General features: G+C 36.9%; 15 protein-coding genes and 1 pseudogene. 14 read left to right on the top strand and 2 right to left on the bottom strand.

All coding sequences use genetic code 11. From position 1 onward, the window contains the following. Window positions 1–57 precede the first annotated feature (57 nt). The 6 genes from CQZ94_RS03550 to aceA all read left to right on the top strand — a co-directional run bounded on the left by CQZ94_RS03550 (window position 58) and on the right by aceA (window position 6,095). A complete protein-coding gene (locus CQZ94_RS03550; RefSeq protein WP_105584301.1) occupies window positions 58–720 on the top strand; it encodes an S-layer homology domain-containing protein in 663 nt (220 codons plus the stop codon). A gap of 59 nt (window positions 721–779) precedes the next feature. Beyond that, window positions 780–923 (top strand): S-layer homology domain-containing protein, encoded by a 144-nt coding sequence (locus CQZ94_RS31615; protein WP_142395738.1) that lies wholly within the window; start codon window positions 780–782, stop codon window positions 921–923. A 406-nt stretch (window positions 924–1,329) separates the two neighbouring features. Beyond that, window positions 1,330–1,980: an S-layer homology domain-containing protein gene (locus tag CQZ94_RS03540; protein ID WP_105584300.1), complete on the top strand. Its 651-nt coding sequence runs from the start codon at window positions 1,330–1,332 to the stop codon at window positions 1,978–1,980. Window positions 1,981–2,340: 360 nt separating this feature from the next. After that, window positions 2,341–3,015 (top strand): S-layer homology domain-containing protein, encoded by a 675-nt coding sequence (locus CQZ94_RS03535; RefSeq protein ID WP_105584299.1) that lies wholly within the window; start codon window positions 2,341–2,343, stop codon window positions 3,013–3,015. 187 nt (window positions 3,016–3,202) lie between these two features. After that, on the top strand, window positions 3,203–4,792 hold the full coding sequence (gene aceB / locus CQZ94_RS03530) for a malate synthase A (RefSeq protein ID WP_105584298.1): 1,590 nt from the start codon (window positions 3,203–3,205) through the stop codon (window positions 4,790–4,792). 25 nt (window positions 4,793–4,817) lie between these two features. Further along, window positions 4,818–6,095 carry an isocitrate lyase gene (aceA, locus tag CQZ94_RS03525; RefSeq protein WP_105584297.1) on the top strand — a complete coding sequence of 426 codons (1,278 nt, stop codon included), beginning with the start codon at window positions 4,818–4,820 and terminating at the stop codon, window positions 6,093–6,095. A 136-nt stretch (window positions 6,096–6,231) separates the two neighbouring features. Here aceA and CQZ94_RS03520 read toward each other — a convergent pair whose 3' ends face one another. Next, on the bottom strand, window positions 6,232–6,726 hold the full coding sequence (locus tag CQZ94_RS03520; protein ID WP_105584296.1) for a DUF6584 family protein: 495 nt from the start codon (window positions 6,724–6,726) through the stop codon (window positions 6,232–6,234). A gap of 277 nt (window positions 6,727–7,003) precedes the next feature. On the opposite strand from CQZ94_RS03520, the gene cspA reads away from it, so the two are divergent. Both cspA and CQZ94_RS31610 read left to right on the top strand, forming a co-directional pair. Continuing rightward, entirely contained in the window at window positions 7,004–7,207 is a 204-nt protein-coding gene (gene cspA / locus CQZ94_RS03515) for an RNA chaperone/antiterminator CspA (RefSeq protein WP_098858291.1), read from the top strand. Between the two features lie 62 nt (window positions 7,208–7,269). Continuing rightward, a complete protein-coding gene (locus CQZ94_RS31610) occupies window positions 7,270–7,515 on the top strand; it encodes a hypothetical protein (RefSeq protein WP_105584295.1) in 246 nt (81 codons plus the stop codon). Window positions 7,516–7,564: 49 nt separating this feature from the next. Here the strand turns inward: CQZ94_RS31610 and CQZ94_RS03505 are convergent, their stop codons facing one another. Further along, entirely contained in the window at window positions 7,565–7,750 is a 186-nt protein-coding gene (locus CQZ94_RS03505; RefSeq protein ID WP_105584294.1) for a hypothetical protein, read from the bottom strand. Window positions 7,751–8,044: 294 nt separating this feature from the next. Here CQZ94_RS03505 and CQZ94_RS03500 point away from each other — a divergent pair. The 6 genes and pseudogenes from CQZ94_RS03500 to addA form a co-directional block, all read left to right on the top strand. Next, window positions 8,045–8,131 (top strand): annotated as a pseudogene (locus tag CQZ94_RS03500) (RNA-guided endonuclease TnpB family protein); the annotation flags it as partial. Window positions 8,132–8,180: 49 nt separating this feature from the next. Further along, window positions 8,181–8,762, top strand: a complete 582-nt coding sequence (locus CQZ94_RS03495; protein WP_105584293.1) for a competence protein ComK — start codon at window positions 8,181–8,183, stop codon at window positions 8,760–8,762. A gap of 309 nt (window positions 8,763–9,071) precedes the next feature. Then, window positions 9,072–9,665, top strand: coding sequence for a TVP38/TMEM64 family protein (locus CQZ94_RS03490; RefSeq protein ID WP_105584292.1), 594 nt, complete (start codon window positions 9,072–9,074; stop codon window positions 9,663–9,665). Window positions 9,666–9,721: 56 nt separating this feature from the next. Then, a complete protein-coding gene (gene lepB, locus CQZ94_RS03485; RefSeq protein ID WP_105584291.1) occupies window positions 9,722–10,285 on the top strand; it encodes a signal peptidase I in 564 nt (187 codons plus the stop codon). Between the two features lie 117 nt (window positions 10,286–10,402). Next, window positions 10,403–13,918 (top strand): helicase-exonuclease AddAB subunit AddB, encoded by a 3,516-nt coding sequence (gene addB / locus CQZ94_RS03480; protein ID WP_105584290.1) that lies wholly within the window; start codon window positions 10,403–10,405, stop codon window positions 13,916–13,918. Further along, a complete protein-coding gene (gene addA / locus CQZ94_RS03475; protein WP_105584289.1) occupies window positions 13,915–17,640 on the top strand; it encodes a helicase-exonuclease AddAB subunit AddA in 3,726 nt (1,241 codons plus the stop codon). Before addB ends, addA begins: the two co-directional genes overlap by 4 nt. Window positions 17,641–17,661 lie beyond the last annotated feature (21 nt).

Below are 17,661 nucleotides of genomic sequence, written 5' to 3'. Positions count from 1 at the left end.
AAATACCCTATAGAATAGACTTTTTTTAAGTGTCTATTCTATAGGGTACATTTTAAAATGAAGAAGTTATTAAAAGTAGCTACATCATTAACGTTAATGGGGGGAATATTTGTAAGTGCAAATGGTGCTTCTGCAAATACTGGGGGGAATCAAAAATCTAGTCCTAATATTATTATAGATTTTGATGATTTATCAAAAGATCACTGGGCATACTATGAAATTGTTGAACTAGTGTATCACCGAATTATGTATGGCTACGGAAATGGGAAATTTGGTGTGGAAGATAATGTAACACGCGAACAGGCAGCCGCAGTGCTGTATCGCGCACTAGGTTTGAAACGAAATGTACATATTGAAAATCCATATGGAGATATTGACGGGAAATCAACAATGTTTCCTTATGAAATTTTACAATTAACAAAGCGTGGTGTTTTTAAAGGAGACGAAAATCAGAACTTCCGTCCAAAAGATACGTTAACTCGAGCGGAACTAGCGCAAATTTTGGTGAAAGCATATAATCTGAAAGCAAAACAACCTCATACATTTACAGATGTATCAGAAGATTATTGGGCAAGAGATGCGATTAGTGGGCTACAATCTAATAACGTTGTAGTAGGAACGGGTGATGGGAAATTTGAACCTGAAATGCTTGTAACACGCGGGCAATTTGCGAAATTCTTAAAAAAGGCAATCGATAATTCACCAGAGAAAATGGAATAAATAAGAGCTACATTATTATGTAGTAAAAGTGCAAATAGATCATATTTGTACCTTTTTGTATGAAAAGTGAAACAAAACATACATTTACTGACATACCAGAAAATCATTGGGCTAAAGATTCGATTAGCGCCTTACAGTCTAATAAAGCTATAGTTGAAACTGGTAATGATTTATTTGAGCCAGAATGCGAAGTTTTTAAATAATGCAATTCTTAGATTCCACTCAAATGATTACTATATGAAAATGAAAAAAAGCGCAAATATGATATTTGCGCTTTTTTTTGTCGATAAAGTGAAATTTTTATAAGTGAAGGACTTGATTAGTAGATAGTAGAATATTGTATATATAACATCTTTGCAAAAACTTTTGTTTATCCTTTTTGAAAATCAAACAGAGAAACTAGAGCGCAAAGATAAGAATATTTCTTCAAATTCAGAATACCAATTGGAATTGAGAGCGAATTGGCTCACCTAGTAATCTTCAAAATAATAGATGTTAAAAATGCAATATATTACATACGGCTTGCAAATACAGCATATGTAATATGGGAAAAGAATTTAGTCTATTATTTTCCACTTTTAATAAAGTGGAAATGAAGGAGAGAGGACAATGAAGAAAAAAATGTTACGTATAATGGCCGCAGCGACTATTATGGGTGGATTATTGGTAAGTGCAAGTGTACCTAACATAAAAGCAGAAGAGTATCCAGAAATGATTGTATTTGATGATGTTCCAGTAGACTATTGGGCATATGAATATATTATGGAAGTGACGTATCATAAAGTTATGCTAGGCTATGGAAATGGAAAGTTTGGTGTAGGTGATAATGTAACCCGTGAACAAGTGGCGGCAGTACTGTATCGCGCACTTAATATAAAGCATGAAGGACCGTTAAAAAACCCTTATAATGATATTTCTGAAAGATCAACAATGTTTCCAAATGAAATTTTAGCATTAACAGAACGTGGCATTTTTAAAGGTGATGAGAAGGGGAACTTTAGACCTAGAGAAACAATAACACGTGCAGAAGTAGTACAAGTTCTTACACAGACATTTTCATTTGAAGCACAGCAACAGCATACATTTAAAGATGTACCAAATAATTACTGGGCAAAAAATGCAATTAGTGCACTACAAGCTAATAATGTCATAGTAGGAACAGGGAATGGAAAGTTTGAACCAAATAAAGTTGTAACACGTGAGCAATATGCAACATTTTTAAATAAAGCTATTACTAATTTTTATTTGAAAGATGAATAACATGAAACGGAAGTTAAAAAATAATATAGTACAAGGAAATTAAAATTATATTAATATATCATATTTCTTTAAAAAAAGCGCGGAAATTACGCGCTTTTTTCTTATTTTAAATTGTTTATCTGTATATTTATTCTGCTGTTCATATTTCGGTGATTAGTATTTATGGAAAAAAAAGGTTAATTATAGTTACTTTTCATGGGGTAAAGGTATGGTTTAGTAACTTTATTTTTAACTAAGTGTAAAGAGAAGTATATGAAGTATAATTCGCAAATTAGACAAACATTATATGGATAAGTGTATTGTTACTTTTCCGTGAATTCTTTATATTAGAAAAAAATATGTTTTTAGGGAGAGAACAAAGTGAAGAAAAAGATATTAAAAGTAGCAACAGCTTTAACAATTATGGGTGGAATTGGATTAAGTGCACAAGGTACTACAGCAAATGCGGAAGTAGCTGTGAAACAACAACAAGCAGTACCTGGCACATTTAAAGATGTACCAGCAGGACATTGGTCTTATGAAGCAATTCAAAACCTAAAAAACTGGGAAATTATTGCTGGTTACGGAGATGGAAGATTCGGTTTTGGTGATAATGTAACACGTGAGCAAGTAGCGGCGTTAATTTACCGTACAATTGATGGGGACCAATACTTTGATGAAGATCATGAGTTTGTAAGTACATATAAAGATATCGTTGATGATAACTCAACAATGTTCCCAATTGAAATTTTAGCATTAACAGAATTAGAAATCTTTAAAGGTGATGATAGTGGAAACTTCAGACCAAAAGATACGTTAACACGTGCAGAAATGGCACAAATTTTAACGGAAACATTTGAGTTACAAGTAAAAGGTACACCAGGATTTAAAGATGTACCAGCAGGACATTGGGCAGCTGAGGCAATTAATGCAGTAGGTTCAAATGGTATTTCAGCAGGTGATGGTTCAGGTAACTTTGCACCAGGTATGAAAGTAACACGTGAACAATATGCACAGTTCCTATACAAAGCAATTTTAAATGATCAGCAACAATAATTTATAAAAAAGAGCCAGTGTTATACAACACCGGCTCTTTTTTATGTTGAAATCATAATGGATAAACACAGTTTTGTAAAAAAACCATTAAATTTTCAAAAAAAACTTCCTTTTCTGAAGATTTGTTATATAATATAAAACATAAAATCAAATCTGTTATAAGACAGTTTAAGAAGGGGATGCTAATATGTCGACGCAAACTTCACGGGTTACACTCGTTGGAGAAATGTTACCAGCGTACAACGAAATATTGACACCTGAGGCGCTTAGTTTTTTAAAGGAACTGCATGAAAATTTCAATGAACGCCGCACGGAACTTTTACAAAAGCGTGTGGAGAAACAAAAAAGAATTGATGCAGGGGAGCTTCCTAAGTTTTTAGAAGAAACAAAGCATATACGTGAAGGGGATTGGACAATTGCCCAGCTTCCGAAAGATTTAGAGGATCGCCGCGTGGAGATTACTGGACCGGTAGATAGAAAGATGGTCATTAACGCTTTAAATTCAGGAGCACATCTTTTTATGGCAGACTTTGAAGATTCGAATGCACCAACTTGGAGAAATGCTGTCGAAGGCCAAATTAACTTACGAGATGCGAGTAAGGGAACGATTTCACATAAAAATGAAGACGGAAAAGAATATCGTTTAAATAGTAAGACGGCTGTATTAATTGTGCGTCCGAGAGGGTGGCATTTAGAAGAAAAACATATGCAAGTTGACGGCAAGAACATGTCTGGCAGTTTAGTAGATTTTGGCTTGTACTTTTTCCATAATGCGAAGGTGCTTTTAGCAAAAGGAAGTGGCCCGTACTTTTACTTACCGAAAATGGAAAGTTACTTAGAGGCAAGATTATGGAATGACGTTTTCGTATTTGCTCAAAAGTATATCGGCATTCCGAACGGAACGATTAAAGCTACTGTGTTAATAGAAACGATTCACGCTTCATTTGAAATGGATGAAATTCTGTATGAACTAAGAGATCATTCTGCTGGTTTAAACTGCGGACGATGGGATTATATATTTAGTTTCTTAAAGAGCTTCCGTAATCATAATGGATTTTTACTTCCGGATAGAGCGCAAGTCACGATGACAGCGCCGTTTATGCGCGCGTATTCTTTGAAAGTTATTCAAACGTGTCATCGTCGTAACGCGCCGGCAATCGGAGGAATGGCAGCGCAAATCCCAATTAAAAATGATCCAGAAGCAAATGAGGCTGCTTTCGAGAAAGTGCGTGCTGATAAGGAGCGCGAAGCTTTAGACGGTCATGACGGGACTTGGGTTGCCCACCCGGGACTTGTACCGGTTGCAATGGAAGTATTTAATCACATAATGAAAACGCCAAATCAAATTTTTAGAAAGCGTGAAGAAATACGTGTAACAGAAAAGGATTTATTAGAAGTACCGATGGGAACGATTACAGAGGCTGGTCTTCGCACTAATATTAACGTCGGTATTCAATATATTGCATCTTGGTTAAGCGGGAGAGGAGCAGCTCCTATTTATAACTTAATGGAAGATGCGGCAACAGCGGAAATATCAAGAGCACAAGTATGGCAGTGGATTCGTCATGAGGGTGGAAAGTTAAGTGATGGCCGTGATATCACTTTTAAATTGATGGAAGAATTGAAAGAAGAAGAACTAGCAAAAATAGAAAGAGAGATTGGTAAGGAAGCGTTTAAGAAAGGGAGATTTGAAGAAGCTACAAACCTGTTTACAAACCTTGTTCGTAATAACGAGTTCATGCCGTTTTTAACATTACCGGGTTATGAAATTTTATAAGAAACAAGAAAAGGGGATGGAACATATGAAAAACGAAAGAATTGATAAATTGCAGGAAAGCTGGGAGTTAGATACGCGCTGGAGAGGGATAACACGTCCATATACAGCTGAAGATGTAATTCGTCTGCGCGGATCGATTGATATTGAACATACGTTAGCGCGCTGCGGTGCAGAGAATCTTTGGAAATCACTTCATACAGAAGATTATATTAATGCACTTGGGGCATTAACAGGAAACCAAGCGATGCAACAAGTGAAGGCTGGATTAAAAGCAATTTATTTAAGCGGTTGGCAAGTAGCGGCAGATGCGAACCTTTCTGGACATATGTATCCTGATCAAAGCTTATACCCAGCGAACAGTGTACCGGCTGTTGTAAAACGAATTAACCAAACACTTCAACGTGCTGATCAAATTCAGCATATGGAAGGTAGCGGTGATACAGATTATTTTGTCCCAATTGTGGCGGATGCTGAAGCTGGATTTGGTGGACAATTAAACGTATTTGAACTAATGAAAGGAATGATTGAAGCGGGTGCATCTGGCGTGCACTTTGAAGACCAATTATCTTCAGAGAAAAAATGCGGGCATTTAGGCGGAAAAGTATTATTACCGACGCAAACAGCGGTGCGTAATTTAATTTCGGCACGTCTTGCTGCGGATGTAATGGGTGTACCAACAATTATTGTCGCAAGAACAGATGCAGATGCGGCAGATTTAATTACGAGTGATATTGATCCGGTTGATCAAGAGTTTATTACAGGGGAAAGAACGCCAGAAGGGTTTTATCGTACGAAAGCAGGTCTTGATCAAGCAACTGCACGTGGTTTAGCGTATGCGCCGTATGCAGATCTCGTTTGGTGTGAAACGTCGGAGCCAAATTTAGAAGATGCAAAACGCTTTGCGGACGCAATTCATAAGAAATATCCAGGGAAGCTACTCGCTTACAACTGTTCCCCTTCATTTAACTGGAAACAAAAATTAGATGAAAAAACGATTGCAAGCTTCCAAAAAGAAATTGCATCGTACGGTTATAAATTCCAGTTCGTAACGCTTGCTGGATTCCATTCATTAAATTACGGTATGTTTGAATTAGCGCGTGGTTATAAAGAGCGCGGCATGGCAGCGTACTCTGAATTACAACAAGCAGAGTTCGCAGCAGAAAAATATGGTTACTCTGCAACGCGCCATCAACGCGAAGTAGGAACAGGATACTTTGATGAAGTAGCACAAGTGATTACAGGTGGTACTTCGTCAACGACTGCTCTAAAAGGATCCACAGAAGAAGAACAGTTTACGAAATAAAGGTAGAAGTAGGTGCCCCCAAAAATATTTTTGGGGCACCTTTCTTATTTATTATTACGTCGCTGACATTGTTAAACTTTGTCGGAAAGTTGATATAATTTTATTTATCGTCGTATTGTGGGACGTTCACTTCTATTTAAAATATCCAATCCAGTATAGTGAATATACCAATAATAGCAGTAGAAAGAAGGAATGCGAATAATGCTAGACAGCCCCATTCAAATAGTTTGTCTTTCCATGTTTCTTCATAATCGTCAATTAGTTCTTCCGCTACTTTTTTCTGCAGTGGTTGTAAAGTATGTTCGGTATATAGTTCTTTAATAATGTCATGATCTCCTTTGAATTTTAAAGCACGTGCAATATGATAAGGATCGTTTCCCATCGATTTTTCAAATTGTAGACATGCCGCGTGCATAACATTTGTTTTCTCTTTTTCAAGATACCAATACCGTCCAGCCATTTCTGGGTATTGTAATGTAAAGTAAATATCACCGAGTTTTTTTCTAAGTGCTAATTCATTCGGATAAGTAGCGATTAATCCGTGTAATCTATCTCTTGCTTTTCCAAGATTGTTATTTTCAATATCTTTTTCAATTCTCTTTAATGTTTTTTTAGGGATTAATTCTGTCATATACTCCTCCTTATTAGAATAGGTGTGGTTATATTTTATAAGAAATAATAAAATTTAGAAATTTTATTTTCAAAAAGGATTGTACATTCTATTTTAAGTATGCTATGATAATACCAGTTGAATAATTAAATTAAGCAATCCATATATTATCAAGTGCCGAAAACAAACGGGGAAAAGTATGTGAGAACTAGTTTATGTTTCGAATTTGATAATGTGTGGATTCTTTTTTTATACATGAAAACTAAATAAAATGTATTTTCTATAGGAGGAAATAATTATGACAGTTACAGGACAAGTAAAATGGTTTAACAACGAAAAAGGCTTCGGTTTCATCGAAGTTCCAGGCGAAAACGATGTATTCGTACATTTCTCTGCAATCGAAACTGAAGGTTTCAAATCTTTAGAAGAAGGCCAAAAAGTTAGCTTCGAAATCGAAGACGGTAACCGTGGACCTCAAGCTAAAAACGTAATCAAACTATAATTTTATAGTTTATGATAGAAAAAAAGGATGGCTTATGCCATCCTTTTTTTTGTTGTTGAGACATACGATATTATATTAGTAATAAAGACAGCCTAAAAAGTACGATTGAAGAAATAAAGACGTACTCGAAAACTTATGAAAATGATAAAGTGACGGTAATTGATTTGAGGAAGTCTCATTCTCAGTATTTAGATCAAGAACCATATATAATCATAGTACAGGTTGAAAGAGATACAGAGAATATTGGAAGAAAATGTGAATATAAGGAAGAAAAAATAGTAGGTTTTTTTGAGGACGAAGAAGAATGAAGGAAATGGTAATCGGTATGTAAAAAGGCTTTCCGTAAAGGAAGGCCTTTTAGTGTTCTTTCACAGCTTTTTTCTTTTCGCGTTTCTTACATTCTGGACATTTAGAATTACGAAAAGGCTTCGCGAAGAACAGTAAAATAAAAAATAAACCGAATATAATACTCGCTGAATTTTTTACGATAACAATGCTACTATTTTTCATTTGAATTGTTGGATGATCTTGCTTTTCTTCCATGAGAGACCTCCGTATATTTGATTTATATTTTAATTATAGCAAAATTAATTGCTGTAATTATATGAAAAGGGGAATGTGTTAAATGTATTACAAATGATATAAATTCGTTTTTCATATATAGAATCCTCTTTTTATATAGGTTATTTATTCGTTATTGATATATTACTATTAATAGATTTATATTATATTTGATTTATTATAAGTATTTGTAAAGAATCGTAGAATGTAAACCATTTCCTTTTCGTAGGTGCTACTATAAAAGGGAAATGAAGAAGGGAAATTAAAACAGCAATCGAAAATTTAAAAAAGAGAGGTGAAAAATCTGTTACTAACAAAAGAGCGAATATAGATAAAAATATTCTTAGCGTGCAAAAACTGCATACTCTAAGGATATACATTTGTCTATATTTTTAGTAGCAGACAGTAGACTATGGAAAGTAAAGTAGAGCGTTATGTCGAAAACTATGTTGTAAGCAAAAATACAATGGCCTTACTTCCTGTTGTTCTAGGAGAAAAGAAAGTTGTTACGCGAATTGTTGAAATGGAAGATTCTTTTTTCGTATTTCAAAAGCCCCTTGATATTATAGAGAGAAGTTGCCGGAAACATGGTTCTAGTTTTTTGGGAAGAAAAGAAGGAACGAAGGAGTTAACTAGTATTACACATAAAGCTCCTATCGCGATCAGTCCGACAGACCAACTTTATTTTTTCCCTACGTATTCTTATTCTCGAAAAGAATGTGCGTGGTTGTCTCATTTTCATATTGAAAGTAATAAAGAGCTAAAGGATGGAAATCTTATTATTAGATTTATAAATGGTTTTGCTGTGAAATTAGAAATATCAAGAAGTAGTTTTGAAAATCAACAAAACCGTACAGCAAAATTGCGAACGGAGTATGAAGACCGTAAGAAAAAACAAGGAAATCCTTGCTTTAAAGAGATTGATAAAAATGAAGAATCTAAATTAACACCAGCATATGAGAAAGTGTATTTTGTGAAGGAAGGCGAAGTGTGAAAGGATGGGGAGCCCCCCATCCTTTTTATTTGTCCGTTTTTATCGGAAAGTCGATATATTCGAAAAATCACCGATGTAATTTCATTTACCGAAAAAATCATCAAAAAATATTGTTCCTTAAATAACCAAACGTATAACAAACGTTGTCGAATATTGAAAGATTATCATAGCGTGATAATGAAGGAATTCTAACGAAGGATATGGAAACTTTAATAAATACATCTCCATATGTCATATCTACCATTTCCTCTTTTATTTAAGCAATGATACAGTAGAGGTAGTAATTAGAGTAAAGGGGTAAAGTGTAGAATGGATTTTCAGACAATCAAAGAATATTTTTCACCAGAAAATATGGATCATATTGTTGAAAGTTATCGTGCGTTCGGACCGCTTCTCGGTATTGGCTTACCGATGATAGAGGCGCTTATTCCGGCATTGCCACTCATTGTGTTTGTGCTGGCAAATGCTGTTGCATTTGGTTTTTGGTTCGGTTTTCTTTATTCATGGCTTGGGTCAGTAATTGGTGCAATGCTTGTATTTTTCATTATTCGCAGCTTTGGACGAAGTCGTTTCTTTTCTTTTGTAAATAAGCATGAGAGAGTGCGGAAAGCGATGGGATGGATTGAAAGAAAAGGGTTTGCGCCAATCTTTGTTATATTTTGTTTTCCGTTCACACCGTCTGCGCTTATAAATGTTGTAGCTGGTTTGTCTCGCATTAGCGTAAAACAGTTTGGACTAGCGTTAGCATTCGGAAAGCTTGTTATGATCTTTATTTTAACTTATATCGGTCATGATTTAGTGTCATTTATTCATAAGCCGGTGAAATCGGTTATTGTTGGCGTTGTTATTTTTATTTTATGGTATGTCGGTAAAAAAATTGAAGTAAAGTTAGAACTGCATTAGGAAAAGTCTTCTTTGAAAAGATAAGCTTCATTATTAAAGGGCGAGGGGAGAAGCGAATGAAGAAAACTTTGAAAAAAGAAGGGCTAGAGTGGATAAGAACAATTTTAATTGGTGTACTATTAGCTGTATTTTTTCGAACGTTTTTCTTTTCAACGTACGTTGTAGAGGGGAAGTCAATGATGCCGACATTGCAAGATGGAAATATGCTCGTTGTGAATAAGGTGAGTTATCAAGTAGGGGACTTGAATCGATTTGATGTCGTCGTTTTTCATGCGAATAAAAAAGAGGACTATGTAAAGCGAATTATCGGTTTACCTGGGGATCATATCGAATATAAGCATGATAAACTATATATAAACGGACAATTCGTGGAGGAACCTTATTTAGAGGCGTATAAGAAAGAGATAAATGGACGGCAATTAACAGGTGATTTTAAATTAGAAGAATTAACGAATGAAAAGTTTGTACCACCTGGTTCTATTTTTGTAGTTGGTGACAACCGCCTTGGTAGCTGGGATAGTAGGTACTTCGGTTTTGTAAAAGCTGATACAGTTGTCGGTAAAGTTGATTTACGATATTGGCCGATTCGAGAGGTACAAACGAATTTTTCAAAAGGCTGATATAATAAAATGAAGTATAAGGAAAAGACAAACAGCTCAGTTTGTCTTTTTTATCGTCCTATAATACAATTGTGATAGCAAACTAACGTTCGTTATGTAAGTGAAAGGTGGGGTTACATGTCACTTCGATTTGTGATTGGTAGAGCTGGAAGTGGAAAAAGTACACTTTGTTTACACGAAGTGCAAGAAGAGTTAAAGCAGCGCCCAAGAGGGAAAACAATATTATATCTTGTGCCAGAACAGATGACATTCCAAACGCAGCAGGCGTTAATTGGGAGCGAAGATGTAAGAGGTTCTATTCGGGCACAAGTTTTTAGTTTTTCGCGATTAGCCTGGAAGGTGCTGCAAGAAGTTGGTGGAGCGAGTCGTCTTCATATTGATGAAGCTGGTGTACATATGTTGCTTCGTAAAATTGTAGAATCTCGTAAAGATGGACTATCTGTGTTTCAAAAAGCAGCGGAGCAAAACGGCTTCTTTGAACATCTTGGTAGTATGATTGCGGAGTTTAAACGTTACAATGTGACGCCGTCTAACGTATATGAAATGTGGCAACAATTAGACACGCATAGCAGTAGTGCAGAGCAAAAGTTACTAGCGAATAAAGTGTATGATTTACAGTTACTATATGATGATTTTGAACGTGCTTTAATCGGAAAGTATTTAGATTCAGAAGACTACTTACAATTATTAATTGAGAAGCTTTCAGACTCTGAGTATGTAAAAGGCGCGGAAATTTATATAGATGGATTCCATTCATTTTCTCCTCAAGAGCTAGAAATCGTTAGAGGGCTAATGAGATTAGGAACTAGAATAACAATAACATTAACGATAGATGAAAAAATGTTAGCGCAGCCAGTGAATGAACTAGATTTATTTTATGAAACGACGTTAACGTATGAAAGAATAAAACAAGTGGCGCGTGAAGAGAAAATAGAAGTTGAAAAAACAATTTCACTTATGGAACAGCCGCGTTTTCATTCGCAAGCATTAGCACATTTAGAAATGCATTACGAAGCGCGTCCAAATGAAAAGTTTCACGGTGAAGCGAGTGTGACAATTAGTACAGCAGCTAATTTACGAGCTGAAGTAGAAGGTGTTGCTCGTGAAATTCGAAGACTTGTGGCGACTGAAGACTATCGTTACCGAGATATCGCAGTACTTCTTCGTAACGGAGAAAGTTATTATGATGTAATGCGAACGTTATTTACGGATTATAATATCCCGCATTTCATCGATGAAAAACGCCCGATGTCACATCATCCGCTAGTAGAATGTATTCGTTCGGCTTTAGAGATTATTAGCGGGAATTGGCGTTATGATGCAGTGTTCCGCTGTGTGAAAACAGAACTTTTATATCCACTAGACGTAAGAAAAGAAGCGATGCGCGAAGAGATGGATGAGTTCGAAAACTACTGTTTAGCGTACGGTGTACAAGGGAAGAGATGGACTTCTGAAGATCCGTGGATGTATCGTCGTTATCGTTCTCTTGATGATACGAGCGAAATGATAACAGACAGTGAGCATGAAATGGAAGAGAAAATAAATCGACTTCGCGACGTTGTAAGGACGCCAGTTATTCGTATGCAAAAAAGACTGAAGCGTGCTGGAACAGTTATGCAAATGTGCAAAGCGGTATATTTATTTTTAGAGGAGCTTGACGTTCCGAAAAAACTAGAAGCATTACGTATTCGTGCAGAAGAAAGCGGAGATTTCTTATTTGCGACAGACCATGAGCAAGTATGGGAAGAAGTGATGAGCCTTCTTGATACGTTCGTTGAGATGCTTGGCGAAGAGAAGATGTCCTTGTCTATGTTTACTGATGTAATGACGACAGGTCTTGAGGCACTTCAATTTGCGAACATTCCGCCGTCACTAGATCAAGTGTTAGTTGCTAATATTGATCATTCTAGATTATCAGATGTTAAAGCGACGTTCATTATTGGAGTAAATGAAGGAGTGATTCCAGCAGCGCCTATGGATGAAGGTATGCTTTCTGATGAGGAAAGAAATGTTCTCACCGCTGCAGGTATCGAATTAGCACCAACGACGAGACAAACTTTATTAGAAGAACAGTTCGTTATGTATCAAATGGTGACGAGAGCATCTGAGAAGTTATACATTTCCTGTCCGCTTGCAGATGAAGAAGGAAAGACGTTACTTGCTTCTAGTTTTATTAAGAAAATAAAAAGAATGTTCCCTAATGTGAAAGAATCGTTTATTACGAATGATGTAAATGACTTATCGCGTTCGGAACAAATCTCATACGTAGCAACGCCAGAAGTAACGTTGTCTTATGTCATGCAGCAACTGCAGACGTGGAAGCGATACGGATTTGAAGGCAATTTAGACTTTTGGTGGGACGTATATAACTTCTACGTTACTTCAGATGAATGGAAGCAAAAAAGTAGCCGTGTGTTATCGAGTTTATTCTACCGAAATCGTGCACAGAAACTAAGTACAGATGTAAGTAGGGATTTATATGGAGATACAATTAAGGGAAGCGTTTCTCGTATGGAACTATTTAATCGCTGTGCGTACGCTCATTTTGCTCAGCACGGTTTATCGCTAAGAGAGCGTGATATTTTCAAACTTGATGCGCCAGATATCGGTGAGTTATTCCATGCAGCGCTGAAGAGAATTGCAGACAAGCTATTACGTGAAAATCGTACTTGGGCGGATTTATCAATAAAAGAGTGTGAGCACCTTTCTGCTTTAGTAATAGAAGAAATTGCACCGTTATTACAAAGACAAATTTTATTAAGTTCGAACCGTCATTTCTATTTAAAACAAAAACTACAACAAATCATTTTTCGTACGTCACTTATTCTTCGTGAACATGCGAAGTCGAGTGGCTTTGTACCAGTTGATTTAGAAGTACCGTTCGGTATGGGCGGGACTGGATCGCTTCCGCCAATGGAATTTGCGTTGCCAAATGGTGTGAAGATGGAAGTAGTTGGCCGTATTGACCGTGTTGATAAGGCGGAAGATGAGAGTGGTACGTTCCTTCGTATTATTGATTATAAATCAAGTTCGAAAGCGTTAGATTTAACAGAAGTGTATTACGGACTCGCACTTCAAATGTTAACGTATTTAGATGTTGTTACTTCAAATGCACATACGTGGATGAAAAAGGGCAGTACTGCATCACCGGCGGGTGTATTGTATTTCCATATTCATAACCCGATTGTTGAGATGAAAGGCGATGCATCTGAAGAAGAAATTGAGAAAGAAATTTTAAAGAAATTTAAAATGAAAGGGCTCGTACTGGGAGATGCTGACGTTGTGCGTTTAATGGATAATAAACTTTCAACAGGAAGCTCTGATATTATTTCTGCTGGTCTGAAAAAAGATGGTAGTTTCAGTGCGCGTTCTAGCATTGCAAGTGAACAAGAGTTTAACGTACTTCAAAAATATGTACACCACTCGTTTGAAAATATCGGAAAAGATATTACAGAAGGTGTTATCGATATTGCTCCTTACAAAAAGGGGAATAAAGCGGCATGTACGTTCTGTAACTTTAAATCAGTTTGTCAGTTTGATGAATCACTTGAAGATAACCAATTCCGTACGTTAAAAGATATGAAAGATAGCGAAGCAATGGAGAAAATTAGAGAGGAGGTTGGCGGAGAATGATAGAAAATTGGCCTCAGAAACCAGAAGGTAGTCAATGGACAGATGACCAGTGGAAAGCGGTTGTAGCGAACGGACGTGATATTTTAGTCGCAGCAGCAGCTGGATCAGGGAAAACAGCAGTATTAGTTGAACGTATTATTAAAAAGATTATAAGTGAGGAAAATCCAGTCGATGTCGACCGCCTGCTCGTTGTAACATTTACGAATGCAGCGGCGCAAGAAATGAAAAATCGAATTGGGGAAGCGTTAGAAAAAGTATTAATTGATGGGCCAGGTTCACAGCATATAAGAAAACAGCTTAGCTTATTAAATAAAGCTTCCATTTCTACAATTCATTCATTTTGTTTACAAGTTATTAGAGGGTATTATTACATGCTTGATGTCGATCCTCGTTTTCGTATTGCGAACCAAACAGAAAATGAGTTATTAAAAGAAGAAGTGCTAGATGACATATTAGAAGAAGAGTATGGAATCGAAGATAATAGTATTTTCTTTGAATTAGTTGATCGTTATACGAGTGACCGTAGTGACGATGACTTACAACGAATGATTTTAGCGCTTCATACAGAATCAAGAGCGCATCCAAATCCGGAGAAGTGGCTTGATAAATTAGTAGAAGCATACGACGTTGAAGGAAAGACGATTGAAGATTTAGTGTATGCTTCTTACTTATTAGAAGATGTGAAATTTCAGCTTGAAACAGCGGAAGAGCATATTCGTAAAGCGACTGAACTCGCAATGCTTCCTGATGGTCCAGCGCCTCGCGTTGAAACTTTACAAGCGGATTTAGCTTTACTTGGAACGTTATCCTCAGCAGCTCGTGGATCGTGGACAAGCGTTTATGAAGCGATGCAAAATGTATCGTGGCAAACGCTAAAGCGTATTAAAAAAAGTGATTATAACGAAGATGTTGTAAAACAGGTGGATTCTCTTCGTAATAAAGCGAAAGATGAAGTAAAGAAATTACAAGAAGAGCTATTTAGCCGCAGACCTGAAAGTTTCTTACGAGATTTTCAAGATATGCATCCTGTATTAGAAAAACTCGTGAAGCTTGTAAAAGTATTTACAGATCGTTTCCAAGCCATTAAGCGAGATAAAGGAATGGTCGATTTCACAGATTTAGAGCATTTCTGCTTGCAAATTTTAAGTGAGCAAAGTGAAGACGGTGAAATGAAGCCGTCAGCAGTAGCACTTCAATATCGTAATAAATTTGCTGAAGTACTAGTCGATGAATATCAAGATACGAACTTCGTACAGGAATCAATTATTAAATTCGTAACGAAAGATTCTGAGAGTGAGGGAAACTTGTTCATGGTTGGTGACGTAAAACAGTCAATCTATCGTTTCCGACTAGCAGAGCCTGGTTTATTCTTAGGAAAATATAAACGTTTCACACAAGAAGGATTAGACGGCGGAATGAAGATTGACTTAGCGAAAAACTTCCGTAGCCGTCATGAAGTGCTAGCAGGTACGAACTTTATTTTCAAACAAATTATGGGCGAAGAAGTTGGGGAAATCGATTACGACGCTGACGCTGAATTAAAGCTAGGTGCTAGCTATCCAGAAGGTGAAGATGTAGCGGCTGAACTATTATGCATTCAGCAAACGGAAGAAGAAGTAATAGATGGTGAAGAAGGTGCAGAAGTAGAAAAAGCGCAGCTTGAAGCTCGTCTTATGGCGCAGCGTATTAAAGCAATGGTCGATTCAGGTTATGAAGTGTATGATCGTAAAACTGATAGTATGCGCCAAGTACAATACCGTGATTTCGTTATTTTACTTCGCTCCATGCCGTGGGCGCCGCAAATTATGGAAGAGTTAAAATTACAAGGAATTCCGGTATATGCTGACCTTGCGACTGGTTACTTTGAAGCGACAGAAGTAAATATTATGATGAACGTATTCCGCGTTATTGATAATCCGGTGCAAGATATTCCGCTTGCAGCTGTACTTCGTTCACCGATCGTTGGACTAAATGATGAAGAACTTGCGACACTTCGTGCTCACGGAAAGAAAGGCTCGTTTTATGAAGTAATGAGCTCATTCTTAAAAGGAGCGCCGCTTGAAGAAGAACAAGAACTGCATGATAAATTAGAGTGGTTTTATAACTTACTGCAAGGGTGGCGTGAATTTGCGCGTCAACAATCACTTTCTGATTTAATTTGGAAAGTGTACGGTGAGACAGGCTATTACGACTTTGTCGGCGGTTTACCAGCCGGAAAGCAAAGGCAGGCAAACTTACGCGTACTATATGACCGCGCAAGACAATATGAAGCAACATCGTTTAGAGGATTATTCCGCTTCTTACGCTTTATTGAGCGTATTTTAGAACGCGGAGATGATATGGGAACGGCGAGAGCTCTTGGAGAACAAGAAGATGTTGTTCGCATTATGACGATTCATAAAAGTAAAGGGCTAGAGTTCCCAGTCGTATTTGTAGCTGGACTTGGTCGCCGTTTTAATACACAAGATTTAATGAAGCGCTTCTTGCTTCATAAAGATTTCGGTTTCGGTTCACAATTTATCGATCCTCGTAAACGAATTAAATATACGACATTATCGCAACTAGCGATTAAGCGTAAAATGAAGATGGAATTAATTGCGGAGGAAATGCGCGTACTATACGTAGCTTTAACGCGTGCAAAAGAGAAGTTAATTTTAATTGGAACGGTTAAAGATGCAAATAAAGAAATGGAAAAATGGCTCGATGCAAGAGAGCATAGTGAATGGTTATTACCAGACCATATTCGTGCCGGAGCGTCTTGCTACTTAGACTGGATTGCACCTTCATTATATAGACACCGTGATAGTGAAATGCTTCTTGAATTAGGACAAGGAAATATTCCAGGCGAAATTTATGAATATAGTGCTAGCTGGAAAGTAGAAGTTGTTGAAGGAAAAGATCTACTTGCACCAGAACCGGTTCAAGAAGAGAAACAAGAGTTATTAGAAGCGCTTCGCGATAAAAAGGCTGTTCCGTTAGAAAGTGAACGGAAAGAAGAAGTGTACGACAGATTAATGTGGGAATACGGGTATGAGGACGCAACATCTCACCGTGCGAAACAATCTGTTACAGAAATAAAGAGAAATTATCAATCTGAAGAAGGTAGCGATAACGCCTTTATTAAAAAACTTCGTGCACCAATTAAAACACGTCCGCGCTTTATGGAGAAAAAAGGGCTAACATACGCAGAGCGAGGGACAGCAGTCCATGCCGTTATGCAGCATGTAGATTTGAAGAAACCAATTACGATTGAAGTTCTTCAAGAACAAATTGCAAGAATGGTAAATAAAGAGCTATTAACATTTGAACAAGCTGAAGAAATAGCGATTGAAAAAGTAATTTCATTCTTTGACAGTGACTTAGGTAAAAGGGTATTAGCAGCGAAAAGTGTTGAGCGCGAAGTGCCATTTACGATGATGCTTTCAGCAAAAGAGGCGTATCAAGATTGGCAAGGTAAGAGCGACGAAACAATACTTGTCCAAGGGGTTATCGACTGCATGATCGAAGAGGAAGACGGAATTACTTTAATCGACTTTAAAACAGATACGATTGAAGGGAAGTTCCCAGGCGGATTTGATCAAGCGAAACCAACTTTAGAAGACCGATACAAAGTACAGCTTTCACTATATGCAAAAGCACTCGAGAAAAGCTTAAAACATCCTGTGAAAGAGAAATGTTTATATTTCTTTGATGGGAATCATGTTGTAAATATTGAGGAATAGAGCTTAGAGAGGGGTTATGGA

The sequence above is a fragment of the Bacillus sp. MYb209 genome (assembly GCF_002975175.1).
Taxonomy (GTDB): Bacteria; Bacillota; Bacilli; order Bacillales; family Bacillaceae_G; genus Bacillus_A.
Note: the sequence above shows the minus strand (reverse complement) of the source record. Positions and strands in the feature narration are given on the sequence as shown.